This window comes from Pseudoalteromonas sp. 2CM36K (assembly GCF_023161865.1).
Classification (GTDB): Bacteria; Pseudomonadota; Gammaproteobacteria; order Enterobacterales; family Alteromonadaceae; genus Pseudoalteromonas; species Pseudoalteromonas tetraodonis.
The window spans coordinates 24,110-50,907 of sequence record NZ_JALNTK010000029.1 but is presented as its reverse complement, the minus strand read 5'-3'; the positions used below and the strand labels follow the sequence as shown (position 1 = coordinate 50,907).

Here is a 26,798-nt window from a genome sequence, read left to right as displayed (position 1 = left end):
TTGGGATATCGCCAAGCGGTAAGGCACCAGGTTTTGATCCTGGCATTCCCAGGTTCAAATCCTGGTATCCCAGCCAATTTGCATGTTTCTTTGATTGCCCCCCACACTAGCTTCAAAACCACTAATATTTTTACTTTTATAATCCAATACCACATTTTTTCAGATATAAAAAAAGACCCAAATTTGAGCCTTTTCACCAACTAACTAAGCTCACCACTTATTGCGTATTTTAATACCCAGTTTTTTACCGGCCCTGTATTATTAGCTAACTTTAAAAATGTGCTGCGCGCCCATTTTAATGGGGCTATTTGGTTTGAGAAACCAAAGTAGCAAGCATCCATCATACTCATCATTAATAAATTAGCGTTACGACGACTACGTTCGTACTCTTTAAGCATTAGCGGGCAACCTACATCATCAGCTGTACGCAACACTTCAGCTAAGGCAGCCACATCTTGAAAGCCTAAATTAACGCCCTGTCCTGCCAGAGGATTAATGGTGTGCGCCGCATCACCCACTAAAACAAGTCGCCCTTGTGAATAATTATTGGCATGCTGCCTTGCTAGAGGAAATATAGCATGGCTTTGTACTTCAAAATCACCAGCGAGCTTTGGAAACTTTTCAATAATATGAGCTTTTAATGCGCTAGGTTGTAGGGCTTTAAATGCTTTGAGGGTATTTGCATCGTCATACCAAATTAAATTTGCATAAGGTGCTTGCATAGGTAAAAACGCAACGGGCCCTGTAGGTGTAAACTGCTGCCATGTTTTAACTTGTTGCGGTGCATCGAGCTTTATTAGCACGCCCATACAATGCTGCTGATATTGCCACCCAGTTATACCAATATTGGCTTTGCTACGTAATTGTGATTGCCCACCATCGGCTGCAATCACTAAATCAGCAGTATAGCTTTGTTTGTTATAGTGTAAGGTAATGCTATCGGGGTTTTGCTCTATTGCAGTTAAAGCCGATGCAGGATTAATCATTTCAATATTATGCTGCCCAAATTGCTGCCATAAGCTTGCTTGAATTAACTTATTCTCGATTAAATGACCTAAATGCGTGGTATTGATGGCATGGCAATCAAATAATAAATGATCGTTACCACGCTCAAAAGCTTCTAATTGCTCATAGGGAGCGAGTCTATTTTCGCGCAGCAATGGCATAGCACCGAGCTGATCAAGCAGTTTTTCCGAAAAGCGGTTAATAGCTGATACTCGTATATCAACTGCATCACTGCTAAGCACTAGTGATGCATCTATTGGGTGTTTTTCAATAACACGTACAGCTTTGCCTTGTTGCGCTAATTTAATAGCTATAGCGGCACCAACCATGCCGCCCCCTACTACAATTACATTACTTTTAGCCATGTTTTTCATCATTTTACTTCTGACTTAACTCTACTTTGATTGTATCGTAATTAGTTTGCTCTGTGTGAGCGCTTCGCTTAATTCTCTTATTAAACCCATACTATATTGATTTCAGATCACAAACATGAAATCTATACTTGGTTTTGAGCGTGTATCCAGCTAAAATACGCGTCCTTTAAGTCGAGCAAAATTTAATAATTGCGCCACTTATATCTGTTTCTAGCACATGTTTGTGCCACTATCGAATTGAACACGAGGCTATATTTCAATGAGCAAAAAGCTGCATATTAAAACCTGGGGTTGTCAGATGAACGAATACGACTCTCAGAAAATGGCTGATCTTCTAGATGCGACCAACGGCTATCAGCTAACTGAAGAAGCTGCTGATGCTGATGTTATATTACTTAACACCTGTTCAATTCGTGAAAAAGCGCAAGAAAAAGTATTTCACCAACTAGGTCGTTGGAAGTTATTAAAAGATGACAAACCAGACCTGATTATTGGTGTTGGCGGCTGTGTAGCATCGCAAGAAGGCGATTCAATTCGTCAACGCGCGCCGTTTGTCGATGTTATTTTTGGCCCACAAACATTGCACCGTTTACCTGAAATGATCAAACAAGTGCAAGGTAACAAAGGGTCATCAGTGGTTGATATTTCATTCCCAGAGATTGAAAAATTTGACCGTCTTCCTGAGCCAAAAGCGGAAGGTCCTACTGCGTTTGTATCAATTATGGAAGGGTGTTCTAAATACTGTACTTTCTGTGTTGTACCTTACACCCGTGGTGAAGAAGTAAGTCGCCCTGTTGATGACGTGTTATTAGAGGTTGCACAGTTAGCTGAGCAAGGCGTACGTGAAGTTAACTTACTAGGTCAAAACGTAAATGCGTACCGTGGTGATACACACGATGGTGAAATTTGCTATTTCTCAGACCTTATCCGTTTAGTAGCCGCAATTGACGGGATTGACCGTATTCGTTACACCACTTCACACCCCGTTGAGTTTACGCCTGACATTATTGACGCTTATGCCGATGTGCCTGAGCTGGTTGATCACTTACACCTTCCAGTACAAAGTGGCTCAGATCGTGTTTTAAACTTAATGAAACGCGGCCATACTGCACTTGAGTACAAATCAACTATTCGTAAGCTACGTAAAATTCGCCCTAACTTAAGTATGTCGTCAGATTTCATCATAGGTTTCCCAGGTGAAAGCAAGGCCGATTTTGAAGCGACCATGAACCTTATCAACGATATTGGTTTTGATATGAGCTTTAGCTTTATTTACAGTGCACGCCCAGGTACGCCAGCGGCCGATTTGCCAGATGACGTAACCGAGCAAGAGAAAAAAGAGCGCCTGTACTTATTACAAAACCGTATTACACAAATGGCACAGCAAATTAGCCGCCAAATGTTTGATACCGAACAACGTATTTTAGTTGAAGGTCCTTCTAAGAAGAACCCGATGGAACTACGTGGCCGAACTGAAAACAACCGTGTAGTTAACTTTGTTGGCCCACACACAGTGATCGGTCAGTTTGTTGATGTACGTATTACCGAGGCACTACCAAACTCTTTACGTGGCGATTTAATTCGTACAGAATCAGAAATGAACTTACGCCGCGAAATTGCCCCTTCTGCTATTTTAACCAAAGCAGCGAGCGAGCAAAAAACCGAGACAGCTAACGAAATTGGCGTTGCTACTTTCGTACCTTAGTTGCAAAAATTCATTGCGCCAGTTAACGCTGGCGCACTGTAATAGGAAGTAATTTTGAGTAATCAGTTAAAAACATTAGAGATTTATTTAGAACCTGCCGACAACAAACGCCTTTCTTCATTATGTGGCCCGTTTGACGAAAACATCAAACAAATTGAACGCCGTCTAGGTGTTGAAATTATTCATCGTGATAACTTTTTTAAAGTAACCGGTAAACTACACAGTAGCGCCGGCGCGGTAGAGATCTTAAAAAACCTTTATATTGATACTCAGCCTGTACGTGGGGAAATTGGCGAAATTGAGCCTGACAACGTCCATTTAGCCATCACTGAGTCTAAAGCGCTTGAGCAAGACACCTCAAGTAGCGCCTACGGCAAAGAAATGATGATTAAAACCCGTCGTGGCGTGATTAAACCGCGTAACGATAACCAAGGCTCATATGTTGCTAATATTTTGCACCACGACATTACCTTTGGTATTGGCCCTGCGGGTACAGGTAAAACCTATCTTGCCGTTGCGGCGGCAGTTGATGCACTAGAGCGCCAAGAAATACGTCGTATATTGCTCACTCGCCCTGCGGTTGAAGCGGGTGAAAAACTTGGCTTTTTACCCGGTGATTTAAGCCAAAAAATAGACCCTTACTTACGCCCACTTTACGATGCCTTATTTGAAATGCTTGGCTTTGAGCGTGTTGAAAAGCTGATTGAAAAAAACATCATCGAAATTGCTCCACTGGCTTATATGCGCGGACGCACACTTAATGATGCGTTTATTATTTTAGATGAAAGCCAAAATACCACCACAGAGCAAATGAAAATGTTCTTAACCCGTATTGGCTTTAATTCTAAAGCGGTGATCACCGGCGACATAACCCAAGTTGATTTACCTCGTGGCGCGCGCTCTGGCCTTCGTCATGCTATTGATGTGTTAGATGGCGTTGATGAAATTAGCTTTAACTTTTTTAAATCGCATGATGTAGTACGCCACCCTGTGGTAGCACGTATTGTTGAAGCCTATGAGCGCAACGACGAACGTGAGCGCCTTAAGCGATTAGAAAAACAACAAGCTAAAGAAGCGCTTGCCTCTCATGAGCAACCTGCGACTAAAGAGTAATACAGTGAAAACAGAACTTGATTTACAAATAGCGTGTGAGTTTGACAACTTACCCAGCCTTGAGCAGTTTGCAATGTGGGCCGATAAAGTACTTAGCCAATACCGCGATGAGTCTGAGCTGACCATTGTCATTAGCGATGAAGCACAGTCACAACAGCTCAATAATGACTACCGCGGTAAAAATAAGCCTACCAACGTATTATCGTTTGAATTTGAAGCGCCACCGGGTATTGATATCCCACTTGTGGGTGACTTAATTATTTGTCCAGCCATCGTTTTGGCTGAGGCCCAAGAGCAAGAAAAGTCATTTCATGACCACTTTGCCCATATGGTTATTCATGGATGCTTGCATTTACTTGGATTTGACCATATAAAGAGTGAAGATGCGTTAGAGATGGAAAGTATAGAAAAGCAATTACTTGCTGAACTAAACATAGCAGACCCATACCGGGACGATATTTAAATAAACGGAGCAATTAGACGTAATGAGCGACGATAACTCGCAATCTAGCCAGGGTTCTTCTGGCAGGACTTGGCTGGGCCGTATAACCCACATGTTGCAAGGGGAACCCCAGAATAGAGAAGAGCTGGTTGAGGTGATTGCCGATGCCCAAGAGCGGGATGTAATCGATCCTGAAACCAAAGAAATGATTGAAGGTGTGCTTGGTGTGTCTGAGCTTAAAGTGCGAGATATTATGATACCGCGCTCACAAATGGTCACCTTGGAAATTGATAGCCCGCTTGAAGAGCATATACCTATGATGGTTGACTCTACCCACTCTCGTTTTCCGGTTGTGTGTGAAGATAAAGACCATGTAGAAGGGATTTTACTCGCAAAAGACTTATTACCTCTCATTTTAAACAAAGATGAGCATTTACCATCGCTACGTGACTATTTACGTCCTGCTATGGTGGTGCCTGAAAGTAAACGGGTTGATACTCTGCTTAACGAGTTTCGTCAGCAACGCTACCATATGGCAATCGTGATAGACGAATACGGCGGCGTATCTGGTTTGGTCACTATTGAAGATATTCTTGAGATCATTGTTGGCGAAATCGAAGATGAGCACGATGAAGAAGAAGAACAACAAGATATTCGTCAACTAGCTAAACATGTTTACGTTGTGCAGGCACTGACCCCTGTAGATGACTTTAATGAGCATTTTAAATCAGGTTACAGCTCGCAAGACGCCGATACTATTGGTGGTATCGTATTACATGCCTTTGGCCATATGCCGAGTCGTGGCGAAACTATTGATATAGACGGGTTTCAGTTTAAAGTAACTAATTCTGATAACCGTCGTATATTACAACTGCAAGTCACCATTCCTAAGGCTGATGATAACGACAGTGAAGAAACTGCTAACTAGTCTCACCCTACTAGCAAAAGATAAAAAAGCATGGCTCGCACTGGTTGCGGGCCTTGTTTTGACTTTTAGCTACGCGCCTTTTGGTATTTGGCCAATTGTATTTTTTAGCTTGGTCGCATTATTTTATTGTATCCCTGCAAACCTCACTGGAAAAAAACACGCTAAAACCGCGGCTAAATATGGCTTTATATTTGGCCTAGGCTGGTTTGGTGCAGGTATAAGTTGGGTACATGTTTCTATCGCCACCTTTGGTGGTATGCCACTTATCGCTTCCATTTCGTTAATGGTATTACTGTGCAGCTACCTTTCATTATTTCCTGCGTTGGCACTGTGGGGAACCACTCGTTTTTCAAACGGCTCTATAAGTTTTGCAGCGCTACTGCTCCCTTGTTTTGCGATTAGTGAGTATTTGCGAGCCAAGCTATTAACCGGTTTTCCTTGGTTAAGCTTTGGCTATACACAAACAGATAGCCCACTGAATGCCCTTGCTCCTTTTATTGGTGAATTTGGACTCACGCTATTATGTATTGCCATTGGTTTTGCATTGTACAGCTTAACGCAAAAACAATTTAAAATGCCTGTTGTTACCGCTGCTGTGGTTGTTTTAGCTTTTGCAGGTGCACATTTTACAAAGGCACCCCATTACTCCAATAAAGACCTTTCTGTGCTGCTTGTACAAGGTAATATAAAACAACACTTGCGCTTTGACCCCAGTGAGTTTTGGACCACCATGAGTAAGTATCAAGATATGACGCGCCGTCACTGGGATGCTGATTTAATTGTGTGGCCTGAAGCTGCAGTGCCTGAAATAGAAGCCCTCGCTGATTCATATTTAGCAGGCTTAGACAGTGCCGCCTCATTTAATAAAACCGCGCTAGTAACGGGTATTGTCGATTACCAACGCGATACAAAAACCATTTTCAATACGCTGATTGTGGTCGGTAACAAAGAGCAAAATGATGAACATGGCCACTACCGTTACTTAGACAGTAACCGCTATCAAAAGCATCAGTTATTGCCTATTGGAGAGTTTGTTCCCTTTGAAGACATACTACGCCCCATAGCTCCGTTATTTGATTTGCCTATGTCATCGTTCTCTCGCGGAGATAAAGTACAAGATAATTTACGTGCGAATGGCTTTAACCTGCTGCCCGCTATTTGCTACGAAATAGTCTTTGCTGATTTAGTGCGTGGTAACTACAAAAGCGACTCAGACATATTATTTACGGTGAGTAATGATGCTTGGTTTGGTGATTCAATCGGCCCCCACCAGCATATGCAAATTGCCCGCATGCGCGCCCTAGAACTACAGCGTCCATTAGTGCGTGTTACCAACAACGGCATAAGTGGTGTATACGACCCCATAAGCCAAACACGTCAAACTATGCCACAGTTTGAAGCTACCACACTTAAAGCCAATATAAAGCTCATACAAGGGGATAGCGTGTATAGCCAATACGGCAATGGGTTTGTATGGGGGTTTATATTGTTATTGGGTATGATTGGATTTGGGGTTAGATTTAAGAAGTAAATTCGTTGGTTACTAGCTCAATAATTTGTTGTTTTATTGCTGCCTGCGGAGACTTCACCTCACTAAGTTGCGGCTGCAATCTATTTATCTCTTCTTGTTGTTGCTCGATTTTATATTTTTTAGCCCCGATATGCTCAGCATCCATAGTCAAACGATTGTCGTCTTCAGCTGGCCCATATTGGCTATTATTTATGGTTAAACTACGTTATACAGTGCTCTGCTTAAGCTTATTTACATGCTCTTGTAATGCAACCACTTGCTTATATGCCTTTTCTAAATTTTGATATTGCTCAGCAAATGTTGCGCTATCTTCGCTGTATTTTTGAACCTTTGCGTCTAAAAACTCTGATAAAACATAGTCAAGTTCTTCTTGTGATTCGTCACCTGTAGGTTGCCGCTCTGTTTCTACTAAAGCCTGATTGTTATAATTAGATGCTTGATATTGAATTGAGGCGGTTGAAATCTTCATTATTTTATCCCTAAAATAAATTTGTAACTATTTTAGGTACCGGCTGATATTTTAAACTCTTGAGTAGGATTGACTGATAAGAGCAAATAAAAAAGCCCTACTTGATTAAAGCAGGGCTTAAAGTATTTTTTACCTTAAAATTACGACTCAATAGCCAGTAATTCCACCTCAAAAATAAGCAATGACGCAGGAGGTATACTCCCTACCCGCTTTTCACCATAGGCAAGCTGGTGTGGTATATAAAACTGAAATTTATCGCCCGGGCTCATCAGTTGCAGACCCTCAGTCCAGCCTTTTATCACTTGGTGCAAGCCAAAGCTAATCGGAGTTTTACGCTCTACTGAGCTGTCAAATACAGTGCCGTCGATTAAAGTGCCATGATAATGCACTTTCACCAGACTTGTTGGGCTAGGTGTATTTTCGCTCTGTCCTTTATGGATTATTTTATATTGCAAGCCAGATGCGGTTTCATTTACGCCTTCAGTTTTTGCATTAGCAATTAAATAATCACTTTCAATTTGTGCGTTAGCGATTGCTTGCTGCTTAGCTTTTTTACTGTTTTTAAAAATTAAAACACAAAAAATTGCAATAACAATCAGTAAAATTATATTGATCATAACTCCCCTTTTTCATCTTCTGAGTCGTGGTCTTTTTCGTCACTGTTATCGCCATTAACAATATCGGCAATGTCTTTTAATCGCGCTAATGCAATGCCATTAACCGAATCATCTGGGTAGTGTTCATCAACCATGTCACCCGCGTCAATGTCCATTAGTAAGTTTAGCGCTTGGTCAACGGTTTCAACGGCGAAAATATTAAATTTACCCAGTTCAACCGCATTGAGTATTTCATCATCAAGTACTAAGTTAACTTGGTTTGATTTTGGAATAATAACGCCTTGCTCACCCGTTAAGCCGCGCATTTTACATAGCTTAAAGAAACCTTCTATTTTCTCGTTTACACCACCAATGGCCTGTACATCACCATGTTGGTTAATTGAACCGGTTAGAGCAATAGACTGACTGATAGGTAAGCTCGTAATGGCGGAAATTAGCGCACAAAGTTCAGCAAGAGAGGCGCTATCACCATCTATGTAGCCATAACTTTGTTCAATAGCGATATTCGCACTGAGTGTTAAGCTAAAGTATTGCGCGTATTTGTTACCTAAATAACCAGTGAGCAGCATTACCCCTTTTGAGTGAATTGCTTTACCCAGCTCAGCTTCGCGTTCCACATCAATTACGCCGTCGGCGCCCGCATAAACGGTAGCAGTAATACGTGCAGGTGTGCCAAATGAGGTGTCACCAATGTGCAGTACAGTTAAACCATTTACTTTACCTACGGCTTGCCCGTCGGTCGCAATTAAGGTGTGCCCTTCTTTTATATCGCTGAGCATATTTTCACTAATTTGCCCCGTACGATATTGTTTGCCTTCAATCGCTTCGTCAATATGGCGTGCATCAATCACCGTTAGCTTGTCTTGTTTAGCGTAAAAACTAGCCTCAGCCACCAGCTCTAATACATCAGCGAAACGGGCTGAGAGTTTATTATGGTGCTCAGCTTGGCGATAACTAAACTTAAGCAATCGCACCATTGCTGATTCGTTTAACATGCACTTTAATGTTTGCTCGCAGTAATCACTGACTTTAGTAATAAACTGATACTGCAGCTTATCGCTACTTGGTAAGTAATAATCAAAATCGGCAAGTACTCTAAATAACTCGGCAAATTCTTCGTCGTATTCACCGATGGTGTAATAAAGCTCACGTGAGCCAAGCAAAATAATTTTCACATCAAGCGGTATTAACTGCGGGCGAAGCGTAAAGCTACTGCCAACTACACTGTCTTGATAAGGTAAGTCATTTTTAATTTGATGCGTTTTTAACGACAGTTTTAGTCCATCCCACACTTGGGGTTGAGCCATTACTTTTTCAGCATCCATAATTAAATAGCCGCCATTCGCGCGGTGCAATGCACCTGGTTGAATTGATCGATAGCTGGTAATTAACGACCCTTGCGATGTGGCGTATTCAATTTTGCCAAAAATATTACCAAACGTTGGGTTTGGCTCGTAAACAACCGGTGCCGCATCGCCTTCTTTATATTCGACCAAAATATTAGGCGCAAAAAAGTCGGTAAGCATGCCTTTACGATCAAAGTCTTCTTTGTTTTCTTCGCTTTCACCTTCATCATCAAGCCATTCGAGCACGGCATCAATAATTTCTACACGTATATCTTTTAAATAACGCAGTACACCAATATGGCTGGCATATTTATGTTCTAAATCTTTTAATAACGGTTTAGTAGCTTGCTCAGCGGTAGACTTTTTAAGGTTGCGAAGCTTTTCTTTGGATTCACGTTTCCAGCGCGGTAACTCAATAAGCGCCTCAATGAGGGCATCTTCTAATTTTTCTATACGCTCAAAAAACATCTCGCGTAAGTCATCTTCAAGATCAGAAAACTCATTATCGGTAAGTTGTTTACCATCAATCAGCGGTGCAAAGCCGACTACGCCTTTTTCTTCAATTAGTGCCACACTTTGCTCAAGCGCAGCTATTTCTACTGCGGTAATAGCGCCATCGTAAGCATCGTTAAACTCACGGTCTATCGATTTTTTCTTACGCTGATAGGCTGGGTTATCAAATGCAGCAGGAAAGGTGTCGAGTACTTCATCAATAAACGAGTCAATATCATCGGCTAATTGTTTGCTTTGCCCTGCATGCATAAATAAGGCAATAGGCTCACGGTGATCGTCGTAGTTATTAACATATAACCATTCATGCGGTGTTGTGCGCTCTTTAGCGTGTTGTTTTAATTTGTCTTTTACTAAGGTAAAACGCCCGTGTGCCGCCTCTCCCATTACGTAAACATTATAACCGGGTAGGTCCATTCCTAAAGAAAAGTCCAACGCACTTTGCGCACGTTGTTGGCCTATAAAGGTAAGTTGCTCAGGGTATGGATTGCTCATGCAAGTGCTTACATGGCTCGAAGAAATACTCGGTGCAAGATTTGATACAGGTAGTGGCAGCAGTTTTTTCGTCATTCTAACTTCTTTTTTTACCAGCTTAATTGCTAGATTTGGGCATATTGAGTGGCCTACAGCCACTCAATACTTATATTTAGGGTTGTAAAGCCTGGCGGCTAAAATAGATGCCATCACACTGCGTACAAGGAATAATTTGCGTTGCATGGTAAACATCGTAACTATGGTTGCAATTCTTACATACTAATGTGCCCATGGCTATCCATTCACCTGCGTGATAAACACCATTATGCTTAAAATCTTCACTTAATGACTGCCATTCAAGCTGTGTTTTGTCTTCAATATGAGAAAGTTCAAACCACAATGACTCTTTAAGCTCCTGCCATGCAAGCGAATTATAGTAGCTGTTATTTTCTTGTAGATGAGAGATATCGCGCATTAAGTAATTACGATAAAGCTGATATTTTTCTTCACCTAAATCTTTAAGTGCCTGCTCAGATTCAATAAATCGCTTTACTGCAGCTTTAACCTCATGCTCTTTCACATCTTTTAACCAATCGGTTAAATCACTAAGCCATGCTCTGTAATCTGCCATTTTATACTCCTTCAAAATTGTGAGGGGACTGATATTTATACGGCGCTATTAGCTGTTGATAAAAACAACACCATACAGGCTTTGTTTAGGGTCTGTTGACCTTTTAAGGTTAAATTTGCAGCAGTCTGTTTGGTATTTAGGCAAGGCAGAGCCTATGTGGTGTGGTTATTCCCCATAAATAGGCGATAACGCAGCATCAATGCCAAACAGGCGCTGCCCGAAGGGTTCTGCCTAGGGGTGATTTACTCTTTGTTGCCTACATGGATGTAGGTAAGGGGCGTGAGCAGGACGCGGAAGCTTTGCTCGGTTTTTACTTAGCCCACTAGGTTACAAACCTCGCGTCGCGATTAAATCGCCCCTAGTTTGAACAAATTGTAATCCACAAAGATCAACAGACCCTAGCTTAAACCTCAAATACTTGCGTGTAAACTCAACTAAAAAGATTAACAAACGCTAAGTTAAAACTGACTCCTAACGTAGATAAGTATAGGTTAACCTGCACTGAAAACTAATTTAGCGGCAAATTTGTAAAAAGCGCCGCTTTGGCGCTGTGAATAACCCTTTATTTGGGGTATCCTATCGACAATTTTTTATTAGTATGCAAGAAGTTTGGAAACGTAAATGCAAGAGCAATATAACCCACAAGACATAGAGTCAAAAGTCCAACGCTACTGGGAAGAAAACCAAGTATTTAAAGTCACAGAAGACGAGAGCAAAGAAAAGTACTACTGCCTCTCAATGTTTCCTTACCCAAGTGGTCGACTGCATATGGGTCATGTGCGTAACTACACCATTGGTGACGTGGTTTCTCGCTTTCAGCGCTTGCAAGGCAAAAACGTAATGCAACCTATGGGTTGGGATGCGTTTGGTTTACCTGCAGAAAACGCGGCTATTAAAAATAAAACAGCCCCAGCAAAATGGACTTACGAAAATATTGACTACATGCGTAACCAGCTTAAGCAATTAGGGTTTGGCTACGACTGGGATCGCGAAATTGCGACGTGCCACCCAGAATATTATAAATGGGAACAATGGTTCTTCACTAAGCTTTACGAAAAAGGCCTAGTGTACAAAAAAATGTCAACGGTTAACTGGGATCCTGTGGATCAAACAGTATTAGCTAACGAACAAGTAATTGATGGTCGTGGTTGGCGTTCAGGTGCGGTCGTGGAACAAAAAGAAATTCCACAGTGGTTTATAAAAATTACCGACTATGCTCAAGAGCTATTAGACGACTTAGACAAACTAGAAGATTGGCCTGAGCAGGTTAAAACCATGCAGCGCAACTGGATTGGTCGCTCTGAAGGGTTAGATATCGAGTTTACGCGCACCGACAATAACGAAAAGTTTAGTGTATACACCACTCGTCCAGATACGTTTATGGGCGTGACATACCTAGCTGTGGCCGGTGGCCACCCAATCGCACAAGAAGCGGCTAAAAACAACGACGCGATTGCGATGTTTGTTGAAGAGTGTAAAAACACTAAAGTTGCCGAAGCGGATATGGCAACCATGGAGAAAAAAGGCATTGCAACAGGCTTTTACGCCACTCATCCATTAACGGGCGAGCAAGTGCCTATTTGGGTTGCAAACTTTGTATTGATGCATTACGGCTCAGGCGCGGTAATGGCAGTACCAGCGCACGACCAACGTGACTTTGAATTTGCCACCGCATACGGCCTCGATATTAAACAAGTTATTGCCCCTGCTGAAGGTTCAGAGCTTGAGGTAAACCTTAGCAAAGAAGCATTCACCGAAAAAGGCGTACTGGTTAACTCAGGTGAATTTGATGGCCTTGATTTTGAAAACGCCTTTAACGCTGTTGCCGACAAACTAGAAGCATTAGGTGTAGGTGAGCGTAAAGTAAACTTCCGTCTTCGCGATTGGGGCGTAAGTCGCCAGCGTTACTGGGGCTCTCCAATCCCAATGCTGAGCGATGAAAACGGTAACGAGCTTGCTGCTACTGAAGATATGCTCCCTGTGCGTTTACCAGAAGATGTGGTAATGAATGGTGTTACATCGCCAATTAAAGCCGATCCGAATTGGGCTAAAACAACTGTAAACGGTGTACCTGCTACTCACGAAACAGATACTTTTGACACCTTTATGGAATCATCATGGTATTACGCTCGCTACTGTAGCCCACGCCATGACGAAGGCATGTTAGACCCAGCAGCCGCTAACTACTGGTTACCAGTAAACCAATATATTGGTGGTATTGAGCACGCCATATTGCACTTATTATATTCGCGCTTTTTCCACAAATTATTACGTGACTTTGGTTTAGTTAATTCAGATGAACCATTCGACCGCTTACTTTGTCAAGGTATGGTACTTGCTGAAACATTTTATCGTAAAGATGAAAAAGGTGGCGACATTTGGATTTCGCCAAGTGATGTAAACACAGAAACCGACGACAAAGGTCGCGTAACTAAAGCATGGCATAAAAAAGATGGTGAACCGGTGTTCTCATCTGGCATGAGCAAAATGTCTAAGTCGAAAAACAACGGTATAGACCCACAAGAAGTTATTGCCCAATACGGTGCAGATACAGTGCGTTTATTTATGATGTTTACAGCACCACCAGAGCAAACGCTTGAATGGTCAGATTCAGGCGTTGAAGGCGCACATCGTTTCTTAAAACGTGTCTGGAAATACGCAGTAGACGTTAAAACAGTAGGTTACCAAGCACTTGATAAATCGGCGCTTACTAACCCGCAAAAAGTACTACGTCGTGAGCTACACAAAGCAATCGCAAAAGTGAGCGATGATGTAGAGCGTCGTCAAACCTTTAACACCGCTATTGCCGCAATTATGGAGCTTTCTAACAAGCTATTAAAAGCGCCATTAAGTGACACACAAGATGTTGCCATTGCTAACGAGGCACTGGAAGCATTAATAATTATGCTGGCACCTATTACACCGCATTTATCGCATCAATTATGGCAAGACCTAGGTAAAGAAGGTGATATTTTAGATGCGGCATGGCCAAAAGTTGACGAATCTGCTCTTGTTGAAGATGAAAAACTAATCATCGTACAAGTAAACGGTAAGCTGCGTGCAAAACTAACAGTGGCAGCTGATGCTACGCAAGAGCAAGTAGAAGCTTTGGCATTTGCCGAGTCTAACGTGACTAAATTTACTGATGGTGCAACGATACGAAAAGTTATTTATGTACCAGGTAAATTACTTAACGTGGTAGCTAACTAATATGGCTGCTTTAAACGCCATTAAAAACGGACTAGCCTTAGTGCTAGTCTGCTTTTTGTTATCGAGCTGTGGCTTTCATCTTAAAAAAGCGTCTAGCCTACCCAATGATTTAAAACAGCTAACGCTTGTGGGGGATGATCAAAAATCTGCTTTATTTAGCTATTTACAAAGCGAACTGATTATGAGCGACGTCACTTTAGTGCCTGCAAGTAAACAATCAGCGCAGCTTTATTTATTTAAAGAACAACTAGAGCGTCAAACCTTATCGTTGTTCCAAAACGGACAAGTAGCTGAGTACGAACTGGCATACAGCGTAAGTTATGTAGTAAAACGCCCGAAACAAAAAGCCATCGAAAAACGCTTTGAGTTATACCGTAACTACCAAGACGATCCAGATAACGCACTAGCAAAAGCAAAAGAGCTTGAGCTGCTAATTAGCGAAATTCGCCAACAAGCGAGTCGTCGTATTGTTAGAGAGTTGTCGCAACTATAATGCGTTGTTATGCAAATCAGCTATCGAGTGAATTAAAAAAAGGCTTAAAACCTTTTTATTTGGTTTTTGGCGAAGAGCCTTTTCAAGAAGCGCAATGTGTACAGCTCATTCGCGACACGGCAAAGGCACAAGGATTTGATGAAGTAATTAAATTCACTTTAGCTCAGGGCTTTGATTGGCAGGAAATAATCGCGCAATACCAAAGTATGTCGTTGTTTAGTGCGCGTACGATTATTGAGCTAGATTTAAACCAGCAAAAACCGGGGACTCCCGGCGCAAACACCTTTAAAAAAATAGTAGAGCTTGAAAACCCTGATACGATCTTAATCGTAAAAGGCGCCAAGGCCAGTCAAGATGTTCAGCGCGGTGCGTGGTTTAAAGCACTTGATAAGCATGGGTTATTTGTCCCCTGCTACCCGCTTAGCGGAAATCACTTAAAGCGTTGGCTTGATGAGCAGTGCCAACGTTTGTCACTAAATATTCAAAATGAGGCTAAACTCAGTTTAATTAATGCCACTGAAGGCAACCTACTTGCGTGCTATCAAGAACTCGAAAAACTAGCGTTAATACACGGTAATGCTCTGATCACGCAACAACTGGTGATGCAAGGACTGCTAAACCAAGCCAAGTTTGATATTTTTGATTTAAGCGATGCGCTTTTAAACGGCCACACCGCTCAAGCTATAAAAGTACTTAACAAACTTGCCAGTGATAACACTGAGGTTGTGAGTATCTTATGGGCTATCAATAAAGACCTAAATACATTATTGAGTGTGCAGCAGGGATTATTGCAAGGTGAGTCATTAGCAACCTTATTTAAACAAAAAGCGATTTGGAAAAATCAACAAGCGCCAGTACAAACAGCCATTAACAGGCTAAACATTCATACCCTAGAGAATATTAGCAGTGAACTGGCATTGTTTGATGCAAGTTACAAGCAAGGCGCATTGATTGCCCCTTATCAAGCATTGGCGCATATTTGCATTAAGTTCTGCCAACCGCTCGATATTCCACTTCCCTGCCATACTAACCGTCAGTAAAGGGAAATACATGATTGCAATTTTTGGTGGTACTTTTGATCCCGTTCATTTGGGACACCTTAATATGGCGCAGCAATGCGTTGCGACCTTTAAATTACACTCACTCTATTTTATGCCCTGTGCAATACCCGCACACAAAGCGGCACCGGGGATCAGCACCGAGCATCGTATAGCAATGCTTAAAGCCGCAATTACACCTTATGCGCCGTTCAAACTTGATTTACGAGAACTGCAACGCAGCGGCCCGTCGTATTCTTTATTAAGTTTGCAAGAGCTAAGAGCAGAAAACCCCGATACCCCTATTTTATTTTTAATCGGCATGGACTCATTCAACAATTTCGATAAATGGTATCAATGGCAAACAATAACTCGCCTTTGTCATCTGGTGGTGTATCAACGCCCTGGCCAAAGCTGTGATGTACAAGGGGAACTTAAAAACTACAAACAGCAGGCTGTGACCAACGATATTTTTCTGCTCAACAAAACAAATGCCGGACACCTTTACTTTTTAGAGGGAGAACAGCTGGACGCTGCATCCAGCGAAATCCGTCAAGCCCTTAAAAAAAGAACTAAAAAGAGTGAACTATTACCCGACGCCGTGAGTCACTATATTAAGCAGCATCAGCTTTATCAAGAGTGATTGGTATAAACCCCTCAGCGTGTTAAAATAGCCGCTATTAAATTTTAAATTGAGACAAAACCTTGGATTCGAAACAACTACTCGCTTTTGCACTAGACAAAATTGACGATATGAAAGCACGTGATGTGATTCAACTTGACGTAACTGGCAGCTCAGACGTAACCGATTACATGATTGTATGTTCAGGCACATCAAGACGTCATGTATTGTCAATTGCTGATAACTTAGCAAAAGAAGCTCGCCACGCTGGTGAAGAGCCATTAGGGTATGAAGGCCAAAGCGATGGCGAATGGGCACTCGTTGATTTAGGTGATGTGATTGTTCACGTTATGCAAGATCAAGCACGTAGCTATTACGATCTAGAAAAGCTTTGGGGCTAATAGCTCCCTATTTTAGACAACGCTTGGAAGTAACGTCGTGAAAATACAAATGATTGCTGTTGGTACAAAAATGCCAGCATGGGTAGAAACAGGCTTTGCAGAATATCAGCGCCGCTTTCCCAAAGATATGGCACTGGAACTAATCGAAATACCTGCAGGTAAACGTGGCAAAAACGCAGATATAAAGCGTATTTTACACACCGAAGGTGAAAAAACCTTAGCCGCTATACCTAAAGGCAACCGTATTGTCACACTGGAAGTAACCGGTAAAGCACTGGATACTCACCAGCTAGCGAAAAACATGGAAAAGTGGCAACTTGATGGTCGCGATGTCAGTTTACTGATTGGCGGACCAGAAGGCTTAGCTCCCGAGTGTATTGCGGCCTCTGAGCAAAAATGGTCGTTATCAAATTTAACGCTCCCACACCCTTTAGTACGCATTATTGTTGCTGAAAGCCTTTACAGAGGCTGGAGCTTAAATAACAACCACCCTTATCATCGCGAGTAGTTTCTTGCCATGCTAAAACGAAGACCCACTATTCGCGACCACTCAGCAGAAGCTAATTTATTTGCTCGGCGTGCATTCGTGGGTTTTATTTTTATCTTAGCCTTAGTAGCCATATTATTGTCTAACTTGTACACCATTCAAGTTGACGACCACCAAGATTACCAAACTCGCTCTAACGACAACCGCATAAAAGTAATCCCTATTGCACCTAATCGCGGACTTATTTACGACCGCAACGGTGTTTTACTGGCAGAAAATAAGCCCGTTTATAACCTTGAAGTGATCCCTGAAGAAGTTGATGATTTAACCGCCTCTTTGGAGTCTATCAGCAAAATCATTGAAATAACCGAGCAACAACAAGCTGATTTTATTGATGATATAAAACATACTCGACGTTTTAAAAGTCAAGTCCTCAAAGCCCGTTTAAATGAAAACGAAGTTGCGATGTTTTCAGTAAATCAACATAAATTTCCAGGGTTTAGCATTGAAGCGCGCCTAGCGAGATATTATCCCTTTGGCGATACTTTAACCCATGCATTAGGCTACGTTGCAAAGCTTAATAGAAAAGAGCTAAACAAACTTGAGCAACAAGATGAAGCCACAAACTACCGAGCCACGCATGATATTGGCAAGCTGGGTATCGAAAAATATTACGAGCCGTTACTACATGGTCAGGTCGGCTCACAGCGAGTTGAAGTAAACAACCGTGGCCGTATTATTCGCACCTTAAACATCGATCCACCGCAGCCGGGTGACGACTTAGTACTTACTCTCGACATTGGTTTACAACAAATAGCCCAACATGCACTTAAAGATATGCGCGGCGCTATTGTGGTAATGGATGCAAAAGATGGCGGCGTTTTAGCGCTTTATTCAAACCCTAGTTATGACCCCAACTTATTTGTGCACGGTATTAGCAGTAAAGATTACAAAGCCTTACTCAACCCTGATCGTCCACTGATCAACCGTACCACTCAAGGACGCTATGCACCCGCATCAACTATTAAGCCGCACATGGCTATTTTGGCATTAGAAGAAAACATAGTGCAAGAAACCACCAGCATGTGGGATCCAGGTTTTTTTCAAATACCAAACGTAGAGCATAGATGGCGAGATTGGAGACGTTGGGGCCATGGCCATGTTGATGTTTACAAAGCAATAGAAGAGTCATGCGATACCTACTTTTACGATGCAGCCTATCGAATGGGGATCACCAAAATAAGTAACTTTATGGCTCGCTTTGGCTTTGGTGAATTATCCGGTATTGATATTCATGAAGAAACAACCGCTATTTTACCCTCAAAAGAGTGGAAAGAAGCCCGTTTTAAAGAGTCTTGGTGGCGTGGCGATACTATTTCTGTAGGAATTGGCCAAGGTTATTGGACTGCCACCCCCATTCAAATAGCGAATGCCACTAATATTTTAGTTAACAGAGGGATAAATCACCCTCCTCATTTAGTGCAAGTTGCTAAAAAAGAAGATCAAATTACTCAGCTCAATAATGAAGAAAAGCCACCTGTTGTTCTTAATAACGAAGATAACTGGCGCATTGCTATTGATGCTATGCATAACACGGTTAAAAAAACCACCGGAACTGCCCATCGTGCGTTTAAAGGCGCTACCTACGATCCAGCAGGTAAAACCGGTACTGCCCAAGTGGTGAGTATTGCTCAGGGCGAGCGTTACGACGCCGATGCACTTAAAGAGCGCCAACGTGATAACGCCATTTACGTCGGTTTTGCCCCCTACAACAACCCACAAATAGTAGTCTCTATTGTGGTAGAAAATACCGGTGGGGGAAGCTCAGTAGGTGCGCCGATTGCCCGTCAATTAATGGATTATTATTTTGCAGCTAACCCAATTCAATCCTCAGGGAGTCAAGTACCATGACGGCTTTACATAATAAGCGTTCTATTTGGCTTCGCCTGCATATCGACTTGCCACTTTTAATTGCGTTATTGCTGATGATGGCCGGTAGTATCACCATTGTATACAGCGCCTCAGGGCAAGACTCGGCTATGATGATCCGCCATGTAACCCGCATGGCAGGTGCAATTATTGGAATGTTTTTTTTAGCGCAAATCCCCCCCGCTACGTTAAAACGCTTAGTAATTCCCATGTATTGCCTAGGATTACTCATGCTAGTTGGAGTACTACTATTTGGTGTAAGCTCTAAAGGCGCTCAACGCTGGTTAGATTTAGGCATTACCCGCTTTCAACCCTCAGAGCTGATGAAATTAGCGGTTCCTATGATGGTGGCTTGGTACATTGGTCGTAACCACTTACCACCGCGTCCACTTCATTTAATTATTGGCTTTGCCATTGTTATGTTACCCACCTTACTTATTAAGGAACAGCCCGATTTAGGCACCTCAATTTTGATTGCCAGCTCCGGTGTGTTTGTATTGTTTTTATCTGGCTTGAGTTGGCGTTTAATCGGCTTTTTAAGCTCGGTTGTTGCTTTGGCAGCATGGCCATTTTGGCACTACGGTATGCACGATTATCAAAAGCAAAGGGTACTGACCTTTTTAGACCCTGAGAGCGATCCGCTGGGTTCTGGCTATCATATTATTCAATCAAAAATTGCCATTGGTTCAGGCGGTATCGAAGGTAAAGGCTGGCTGCAAGGCACGCAATCGCAACTAGAATTTTTACCTGAGCGACATACCGATTTTATTTTTTCAGTACTGAGTGAAGAGTTTGGCTTATTTGGTGTGTGTGTTTTACTTAGTTTATATTTATTTATTATTGGCCGTGGACTGTATATTGCGGTTAACGCACAAGATGCGTTTGGTAAACTATTAGCCGGCTCACTCACGCTCACATTTTTTGTTTATATTTTTGTAAATATTGGCATGGTATCGGGTTTGCTACCTGTTGTAGGTGTACCGTTACCATTAATTAGTTATGGCGGTACCTCAATGGTGACCCTGATGGCTGCATTTGGCATTATTATGTCGATTGCCACAGATAAAAGGATGCTCTTAAAATAATGCGCCTTTACAAACAACTTATAATTATTATTCTCGTTAGCCTCTTTTTAAGTGCATGCAGCAGTTCAAATAGTCGTTACAGCATGCGCCATGATGCGGCGCCGCTTCGTGCACCGACCGAATTAGAAATGCAAGATGCCATTGTTACTCAAGTTATTAAAAGTGCGAGTACCACGCGCCCCTACGAAGTGCTTGGCAAACGCTATACCCCGATGCTCGATGAAACCGGCTATTCAGAAACGGGCATTGCTTCGTGGTATGGGCGTAAATTTCATGGGTATCACACCTCTAATGGCGAAATTTACGACATGTTCGCGATGACCGCAGCTCATAAAACGTTGCCTTTACCTAGTTTTGTGCGGGTAACAAATACGGCTAATGGCAAATCAATTATTGTTCGTGTTAATGACCGTGGCCCCTTTCATGATAATAGAATTATTGACCTTTCTTATGCCGCTGCATACAAACTTGGATACCATAAGTATGGTACAGCAGAGGTTAAGCTAGAAGCCATTACTCTAGCCGATACCCATGCACGAAAAACCTATGTTCAAGTTGCCGCGGGCAGTACCTTAGCCAACATAGAAGCGTTAGCAAGTACACTGCGAGAACAGTATAAGTTACCGACAAATATCGTTGAAAAAGACGCTATTTATAGATTGCACTTAGGGCCAATAAAAGATGCCCAACATGCGCAACAAGTACTAGAAACATTAAAACAAAATCAATTTCAAAACGCGTTCTTGCTTTACACTCAGTAAGCCCTTTAGAATGGGAATACGCATATTTTTAACTTTAACCATTAATGAGTATGATGAAATCTATTAAACATAAAATTCTTACTGGTGTTTGCGGCTTAGTCTGTTCTGCCGCCGTATTTTCAGCCACCGCTCAAATTATTCCAGCGCCTCCTCAAGTTAATGCAAAAGGTTACTTTTTGGTGGACTTCACCACAGGTAAAGTCATTGCACAAGGCGAGGCTGATACCAAACTCGCACCGGCCAGCTTAACTAAAATGATGACCAGTTATGTAATTGGTACCGAAATTAATGCTGGTAATATTGCGCCCACCGATATGGTTACTGTTAGTGAAAAAGCGTGGGCAAAAAACTTCCCTGAATCATCAAAAATGTTTATTGAAGTCGGTAAACAAATTAGTGTCGATGATCTTAACCATGGCATTATTATTCAATCAGGAAATGATGCATGTGTTGCTATGGCAGAGCATATTGCTGGCAGCGAAAGCGCGTTTGCAGATTTAATGAATGCTCACGCCGAAAAAATAGGCATGACTAATACGCATTTTGTTAATAGCCATGGCCTTGATACTGATGCGCATTATACAACGCCACGCGACATGGCAACATTAGGGGCTGCACTTATCAGAGATGTGCCTGATGAATACGCTCTATATAAACAAAAGTCTTTTACCTTCAATGGCATAAAGCAATATAACCGCAACTCTTTGTTGTGGGATGAAAGCCTAGATGTAGATGGTATTAAAACAGGTCACACATCTGATGCCGGTTACAGCTTAGTCACCTCTGCAACAAAAAACGACATGCGTTTAATTGCCGTTGTAATGGGCACCTCAAGTGAGCGCGCGCGTAAAGTAGAAAGCAAAAAACTACTTAACTACGGTTTTCGCTTTTTTGAAACAATTACCCCGTATAAAGCCGGCGATAGCTTTGCTGAGCAACGTGTTTGGATGGGTAATAAAGAGAATGTTTCTTTAGGAATTTTAGAAGATACACCTATTACTATTCCTCGTGGTCAGCATAAAAACCTTAAAGCAAACTTTGAGCTAGACGATACCCTTGAGGCACCTTTAGCCAAAGGCACTAAAGTAGGTACTTTATTTTTACAGCTTGAAGGCGAAGATATTGCACAATATCCGCTAGTTACACTTGAAGAAATACAAGAAGGTAGCTTCTTTAGTAAAATATATGACTACTTACGCTTACAGATTATGTAATTGCGAGTAAAGTAATATGAACGCCTCCACTGTGAGGCGTTTTTTTTTGCTTGAAAAGTGCTAGAATGCGCCCCATATATACCAATCGTATTGAATGACTATCATTGGCTTGGGTCAACAATAGCATCATTTCAAGATTGCCATTAGCCTGTCAGTTTTAAGCTTCGCGTTTTAGCAAAGCCAACACTTTTTGTTTGAGGAGTTCCCGTCGTGGTTGAACCTGTTAAAGACACTAAATTTGATGAGTACTTAGAGTACCCTTGCCCATTTACATTTAAAATTATGGGTCTAGCTAATGTAAACTTAACTGATCAAATTTTAGCTAAATTACAACCTATTGCTCCAGGTGATTATGCGCCAAAAGTAAAACCAAGCAGTAAAGGTAATTACGAGTCTGTAACGCTAGTAGCTACTGTAACAAGCGGCAAACACATTGAAGAAATTTACAACGTGATCAGCAACATCGATGACGTACGCCATATGCTTTAATCCATAGTTGAGAGTTGTTGTGAGCGAAAACACCCTAATCGTACGCCAACTGGGTCGTCAGCGTTACATGCCGATTTGGCAAAAAATGCAAGACTTTACCGACACCCGTGATGAAAATACCCCAGATGAAATTTGGCTGGTAGAGCACGAAAGTGTATTTACCCAAGGCCAAGCCGGTAAAGATGAGCACTTGCTCGCCCCAGGTGATATTGAAGTGATTAAAGTGGATCGTGGCGGACAAGTAACTTACCACGGCCCAGGTCAGCAAATGATGTATGTATTATTTAACTTACGTCGTTTAAAGATTGGCGTACGAGAGCTAGTAACATGGCTTGAGGAATGTATTATTGAATCCCTTGCTGAGTACGGTATTGATGCATACGCAAAAGCCGATGCACCCGGTGTTTACGTGAACGACAGCAAAATTGCCTCTTTAGGCCTAAGAGTTCGTCGTGGCTGCTCATTTCATGGCTTAGCATTAAATGTTAACATGGACCTAAGTCCATTTTTACGCATTAACCCTTGTGGTTATGCGGGCATGAATATGGTGCAAACTAAAGAATTAAATGGCCCTCAAAACCTTGAAGCTGCAGGTCAAGGGCTGGTAAAACACATGATCAAAAAGCTTAATGCAACACAGGTTAAGCATACTGAAGGGTTTGAAAACGAATGAATAAACCAGTCAAAATGGAACCAGGTGTAAAACTACGCGACGCAGAAAAAATGGCGTTGATCCCCGTTAAAGTTTTACCAACAGAAAAAACCGAAATGCTCCGTAAGCCAGAGTGGCTTAAAATCCGCTTACCTAAGTCAACCGAGCGGATTGACGGCATAAAACAAGCAATGCGTAAGCATGGCCTTCACTCTGTATGTGAAGAAGCCTCGTGCCCTAACTTATCAGAATGTTTTAACCACGGTACGGCGACCTTTATGATTTTAGGGGCTATTTGTACACGTCGTTGCCCATTCTGTGATGTAGCACATGGCCGTCCATTAAAGCCCGATGCAGCAGAGCCTGAAAAGCTTGCACTGACCATTAAAGACATGAAGCTAAGCTACGTAGTGATCACTTCGGTAGACCGTGATGATTTACGTGACGGTGGCGCTCAGCACTTTGCCGATTGTATCCGTGAAATTCGCAAGCACAATCCAGAAATCACCATTGAGATATTAGTCCCTGATTTTCGTGGTCGTATGGACAGAGCGTTGGAAATATTAATTGAAACGCCGCCAGATGTATTTAACCACAACCTAGAAACTGCACCACGTTTGTACAAATTGGCGCGTCCTGGTGCTGATTACAAGTGGTCGCTTGAATTATTACGCCGCTTTAAAGAAGCACACCCTGAGGTTAAAACTAAATCGGGGTTAATGGTTGGTTTAGGTGAAGAAATTAGCGAAATTGAAGAAGTACTGCGTGATTTACGTGAGCATCACGTTGATATGCTAACCGTAGGCCAATACCTACAACCTTCTAAGCATCACTTACCAGTAAAACGCTACGTGCCGCCTGCTGAGTTTGATGCACTAAAAGAGTATGCTGATGAAATTGGCTTTACACACGCGGCTTCTGGCCCGTTTGTACGCTCAAGCTATCACGCAGATCAACAAGCAGCGGGTAAAGAAGTAAAATAAGCCTGCTGATAAACAAAAAGCTGCCAACGAGCAGCTTTTTTTGTTTTTGGGCGTTATTTTCAGCAAATGTAAAATAAAGTTAGGCTAAAGCGGGGTTACTTGAGATAATTACTGTGAGTTCCATCGCTTTTTTGTACTGAAACCTCAATTTAGAGTCGAAATTACATCGCTATAGGCTACTATTAACATAGTTGAGTCTGTTTAAAACCTAATTTACATCTTTATATTGTACTGGATGTTTGCGATGGTTTTTTAAATAGTCTTTGTATATCAAATATATTAGGTATTTATGCCCGTAAGAACCATTCCAAAAAACTATCGAAATGTGACAGGAATTGCAGCGCACAGTAAAGCTGATGGGCAAGCAATGTTTGAGTCAACACTGGAGCGAGACTTTATAAGTCTACTTGAATTCGACAAGCACGTAAGCCGATTTGAAGTTCAGCCAGTTAAAATTACTTGGCTAAATAAAGAAGACAAGCGACGTAGTTATACGCCTGATGTAGTAGCTTTCAGGCAAGGTGAAAAACCCACTTTATATGAAGTAAAGTATCGAAGTGATCTCAAGGTAAATTGGGACAAGCTACAGCCGAAGTTCCGGATGGCTATCAAATATGCAAAGGAAAATCAGTGGAGGTTTAAAATCGTCACTGAAAAGGAAATTAGAACACCCTATCTGGAGTCAGTTAAGTTTCTTCTTCCTTTTATAAGGCAAGGTGCTAGTGAAGAAGCAGATATGGCGTTGCTAGTTGGAAATTTAAAAAAGCTTGGGCGCGCAACACCAACAGGATTACTTGAAAAGATATACTCTGATCCGTGGAATCAAGCCAGACTGTTGCCAACATTGTGGTATCTGATTGGAACGGGCCAAATTGGCATGAATCTCAACCAAAAGATCACCATGACACGAGAAATATGGAGCTGTTGATGTGAATAAGTCGTTAGTGTTAGAGCCAGGGAAAAAGGTCTCAAGGGAAGGTAAAAACTACCGTATTGCTGAAGTGTTTAATCTGTCTAAAGTGATATTAGTGGATGAGTCAACAGGTGAAACGTTAGAAACTAAAGCAGAATCATTGTTGCCCCCTCTTGAATTCGAACCTCGCAAATGCGACGAAGAGCTCATGCTTATTTCAGAAGAAGCTTGGGAAACTGCCAATAAAAGATACGAGGTCATCAAGCCTTTAGTTAATAAAGGTGGGCGTACGAGAGACCAAGTTATTGAAAGAGCTCAAGCGCATGACTTACATGTGAATACGGTGTACTTATGGCTTCGCTCATATGAAGGTTCAGGGTTACTTACCTCGTTGTTACCAAAGACGAGAAGTGATAAAGGAGCGATTAAAGGCGACCAAATAGTTGAAGAGATAATTAAAGAAGCAATCGCAACAGAATACCTCACCAAACAGAAGAAAATTTAGTAATGCCCCTGAGAGAAAAGAGGTTCTGGGGAAGGTCAGGTTGATAAACTTTCTATTTATTGAATATCATGTTATTTCATCAGCTTTTATCAACACCTTGTCTCAAAAAAGTATACTTGAGTAGGCGGCGGTATATTGTTTATTTAACGCACTTTAATATTTGGTTACTTTTTTGTTTACCATACAATATTATTGGAAAATAAAAGTGTGTTTATTTGGAAATAAAAAATAAGGAAAAATACATGAAATTACAATTATTACTTGCACTTATCGCATCACTTTTAATTACTGGTTGCAAAATGACTCTTGAGGGGCAACGTAAGGTTACATACCCGAGTGGAATGGTCATTGATACTAATGGTCGTATAATTATAGAAAATCTCGGTCAGGCAAGTTTAATCAAACCATTTACAAGCTTATTAGCTGCTTCTGGTTTTTTTACAGAAGAAGATTATGAAGCATTAAATGCTGAAGAGTTTTATATAAACATCAATGATGGAAGTGGTTCTGTATCATCAGTTGTAAACAATACTATTTCATTTAGTGTATGGGTTGATGGAACAAAAATAGAGACTAAAAACTTTACGACTAAAACTATAGGTTCAAATGTATTCTTGGATAACCCATCTGCTTTTGAAAATTGGGCTGGCGAATTTGTCGGCGTGGGTAATGAACTGACTTTTAATTTGCCAGTAAAAACAATTCCGGGTAGTAATTCACAGAATGTGGTTGTGTCAGTAAATGATGGAACGGGTAATGTTGCTTCACATTCATATACTGTATCAAAGTATTTTGATCCTTGTGCTGAATTCGGTTGCGATCCACTTTAGTAAAACCTTGGCCTAAAGAGCTGCTTTAGGCTATTTTAATCT

Annotated in this window: 27 protein-coding genes and 1 tRNA gene; 22 read left to right on the top strand and 6 right to left on the bottom strand. The window is 41.7% G+C overall.

The annotated features are described in order from the left end of the window. Position 1: 1 nt before the first annotated feature. Positions 2-76, top strand: a tRNA-Gln gene (locus MTN97_RS16200). Positions 77-200: 124 nt separating this feature from the next. Here MTN97_RS16200 and MTN97_RS16195 read toward each other — a convergent pair. Then, positions 201-1,382 (bottom strand): FAD-dependent oxidoreductase, encoded by a 1,182-nt coding sequence (locus MTN97_RS16195; protein WP_248474880.1) that lies wholly within the window; start codon positions 1,380-1,382, stop codon positions 201-203. Between the two features lie 256 nt (positions 1,383-1,638). Here MTN97_RS16195 and miaB point away from each other — a divergent pair, with 256 nt between their 5' ends. The 5 genes from miaB to lnt are packed head-to-tail and all read left to right on the top strand — an operon-like array spanning position 1,639 to position 7,098. Then, positions 1,639-3,084: a tRNA (N6-isopentenyl adenosine(37)-C2)-methylthiotransferase MiaB gene (gene miaB, locus MTN97_RS16190; RefSeq protein ID WP_069439958.1), complete on the top strand. Its 1,446-nt coding sequence runs from the start codon at positions 1,639-1,641 to the stop codon at positions 3,082-3,084. A gap of 54 nt (positions 3,085-3,138) precedes the next feature. Further along, a complete protein-coding gene (locus tag MTN97_RS16185) occupies positions 3,139-4,197 on the top strand; it encodes a PhoH family protein (protein WP_069439957.1) in 1,059 nt (352 codons plus the stop codon). A 4-nt stretch (positions 4,198-4,201) separates the two neighbouring features. Beyond that, positions 4,202-4,660, top strand: coding sequence for an rRNA maturation RNase YbeY (ybeY, locus tag MTN97_RS16180; RefSeq protein ID WP_008115159.1), 459 nt, complete (start codon positions 4,202-4,204; stop codon positions 4,658-4,660). A gap of 22 nt (positions 4,661-4,682) precedes the next feature. Further along, entirely contained in the window at positions 4,683-5,567 is an 885-nt protein-coding gene (gene corC, locus MTN97_RS16175) for a CNNM family magnesium/cobalt transport protein CorC (protein ID WP_036982057.1), read from the top strand. Next, complete coding sequence (lnt, locus tag MTN97_RS16170; RefSeq protein WP_248474879.1) at positions 5,548-7,098, top strand: apolipoprotein N-acyltransferase; 1,551 nt, start codon at positions 5,548-5,550, stop codon at positions 7,096-7,098. The genes corC and lnt overlap by 20 nt, the downstream gene beginning before the upstream one ends. Here lnt and MTN97_RS16165 read toward each other — a convergent pair. From MTN97_RS16165 to MTN97_RS16145, 5 genes are all read right to left on the bottom strand, one after another. Beyond that, the gene (locus tag MTN97_RS16165; protein WP_248474878.1) at positions 7,088-7,243 is read right to left on the bottom strand and encodes a hypothetical protein; all 156 of its coding nucleotides are present in this window, start codon (positions 7,241-7,243) and stop codon (positions 7,088-7,090) included. The genes lnt and MTN97_RS16165 overlap by 11 nt on opposite strands. A gap of 60 nt (positions 7,244-7,303) precedes the next feature. Then, positions 7,304-7,567: a hypothetical protein gene (locus tag MTN97_RS16160; protein WP_248474877.1), complete on the bottom strand. Its 264-nt coding sequence runs from the start codon at positions 7,565-7,567 to the stop codon at positions 7,304-7,306. A 140-nt stretch (positions 7,568-7,707) separates the two neighbouring features. After that, the gene (locus tag MTN97_RS16155) at positions 7,708-8,184 is read right to left on the bottom strand and encodes an FKBP-type peptidyl-prolyl cis-trans isomerase (protein WP_248474876.1); all 477 of its coding nucleotides are present in this window, start codon (positions 8,182-8,184) and stop codon (positions 7,708-7,710) included. Further along, positions 8,181-10,610: a Lon protease family protein gene (locus tag MTN97_RS16150; protein ID WP_248474875.1), complete on the bottom strand. Its 2,430-nt coding sequence runs from the start codon at positions 10,608-10,610 to the stop codon at positions 8,181-8,183. Before MTN97_RS16150 ends, MTN97_RS16155 begins: the two co-directional genes overlap by 4 nt. 76 nt (positions 10,611-10,686) lie before the next feature. After that, positions 10,687-11,145 (bottom strand): zinc ribbon-containing protein, encoded by a 459-nt coding sequence (locus MTN97_RS16145; RefSeq protein WP_138627455.1) that lies wholly within the window; start codon positions 11,143-11,145, stop codon positions 10,687-10,689. A 621-nt stretch (positions 11,146-11,766) separates the two neighbouring features. Between MTN97_RS16145 and leuS the strand changes: the two genes are divergently transcribed. From leuS to MTN97_RS16065, 16 genes are all read left to right on the top strand, one after another. Continuing rightward, the gene (leuS, locus tag MTN97_RS16140; protein ID WP_024601592.1) at positions 11,767-14,355 is read left to right on the top strand and encodes a leucine--tRNA ligase; all 2,589 of its coding nucleotides are present in this window, start codon (positions 11,767-11,769) and stop codon (positions 14,353-14,355) included. A 1-nt stretch (position 14,356) separates the two neighbouring features. Then, complete coding sequence (gene lptE / locus MTN97_RS16135; protein WP_248474874.1) at positions 14,357-14,848, top strand: LPS assembly lipoprotein LptE; 492 nt, start codon at positions 14,357-14,359, stop codon at positions 14,846-14,848. Then, complete coding sequence (gene holA / locus MTN97_RS16130) at positions 14,848-15,888, top strand: DNA polymerase III subunit delta (RefSeq protein WP_248474873.1); 1,041 nt, start codon at positions 14,848-14,850, stop codon at positions 15,886-15,888. Before lptE ends, holA begins: the two co-directional genes overlap by 1 nt. A 10-nt stretch (positions 15,889-15,898) precedes the next feature. Continuing rightward, positions 15,899-16,528 (top strand): nicotinate-nucleotide adenylyltransferase, encoded by a 630-nt coding sequence (gene nadD, locus MTN97_RS16125; protein ID WP_036982050.1) that lies wholly within the window; start codon positions 15,899-15,901, stop codon positions 16,526-16,528. A gap of 62 nt (positions 16,529-16,590) precedes the next feature. After that, positions 16,591-16,908, top strand: coding sequence for a ribosome silencing factor (gene rsfS, locus MTN97_RS16120; RefSeq protein WP_013465348.1), 318 nt, complete (start codon positions 16,591-16,593; stop codon positions 16,906-16,908). A gap of 37 nt (positions 16,909-16,945) precedes the next feature. Further along, entirely contained in the window at positions 16,946-17,416 is a 471-nt protein-coding gene (gene rlmH / locus MTN97_RS16115) for a 23S rRNA (pseudouridine(1915)-N(3))-methyltransferase RlmH (protein ID WP_008109455.1), read from the top strand. Between the two features lie 9 nt (positions 17,417-17,425). Next, on the top strand, positions 17,426-19,306 hold the full coding sequence (mrdA, locus tag MTN97_RS16110) for a penicillin-binding protein 2 (protein ID WP_248474872.1): 1,881 nt from the start codon (positions 17,426-17,428) through the stop codon (positions 19,304-19,306). Next, entirely contained in the window at positions 19,303-20,409 is a 1,107-nt protein-coding gene (rodA, locus tag MTN97_RS16105) for a rod shape-determining protein RodA (RefSeq protein WP_036982047.1), read from the top strand. Before mrdA ends, rodA begins: the two co-directional genes overlap by 4 nt. Further along, positions 20,409-21,170 (top strand): septal ring lytic transglycosylase RlpA family protein, encoded by a 762-nt coding sequence (locus MTN97_RS16100; protein WP_028834084.1) that lies wholly within the window; start codon positions 20,409-20,411, stop codon positions 21,168-21,170. Before rodA ends, MTN97_RS16100 begins: the two co-directional genes overlap by 1 nt. A 53-nt stretch (positions 21,171-21,223) precedes the next feature. Further along, the gene (locus MTN97_RS16095) at positions 21,224-22,384 is read left to right on the top strand and encodes a serine hydrolase (protein WP_036983423.1); all 1,161 of its coding nucleotides are present in this window, start codon (positions 21,224-21,226) and stop codon (positions 22,382-22,384) included. A gap of 210 nt (positions 22,385-22,594) precedes the next feature. Then, entirely contained in the window at positions 22,595-22,873 is a 279-nt protein-coding gene (gene ybeD / locus MTN97_RS16090) for a DUF493 family protein YbeD (protein WP_016898950.1), read from the top strand. 19 nt (positions 22,874-22,892) lie between these two features. Beyond that, positions 22,893-23,546: a lipoyl(octanoyl) transferase LipB gene (gene lipB, locus MTN97_RS16085; RefSeq protein WP_016898951.1), complete on the top strand. Its 654-nt coding sequence runs from the start codon at positions 22,893-22,895 to the stop codon at positions 23,544-23,546. Next, the gene (gene lipA / locus MTN97_RS16080; protein WP_248474871.1) at positions 23,543-24,508 is read left to right on the top strand and encodes a lipoyl synthase; all 966 of its coding nucleotides are present in this window, start codon (positions 23,543-23,545) and stop codon (positions 24,506-24,508) included. Before lipB ends, lipA begins: the two co-directional genes overlap by 4 nt. A 289-nt stretch (positions 24,509-24,797) precedes the next feature. Further along, a complete protein-coding gene (locus MTN97_RS16075) occupies positions 24,798-25,436 on the top strand; it encodes a TnsA endonuclease N-terminal domain-containing protein (RefSeq protein ID WP_248474870.1) in 639 nt (212 codons plus the stop codon). Position 25,437: 1 nt separating this feature from the next. Further along, entirely contained in the window at positions 25,438-25,926 is a 489-nt protein-coding gene (locus MTN97_RS18045) for a helix-turn-helix domain-containing protein (RefSeq protein WP_248474869.1), read from the top strand. Between the two features lie 242 nt (positions 25,927-26,168). After that, positions 26,169-26,756 carry a hypothetical protein gene (locus MTN97_RS16065; RefSeq protein WP_248474868.1) on the top strand — a complete coding sequence of 196 codons (588 nt, stop codon included), beginning with the start codon at positions 26,169-26,171 and terminating at the stop codon, positions 26,754-26,756. The last annotated feature ends 42 nt before the right edge of the window (positions 26,757-26,798 follow it).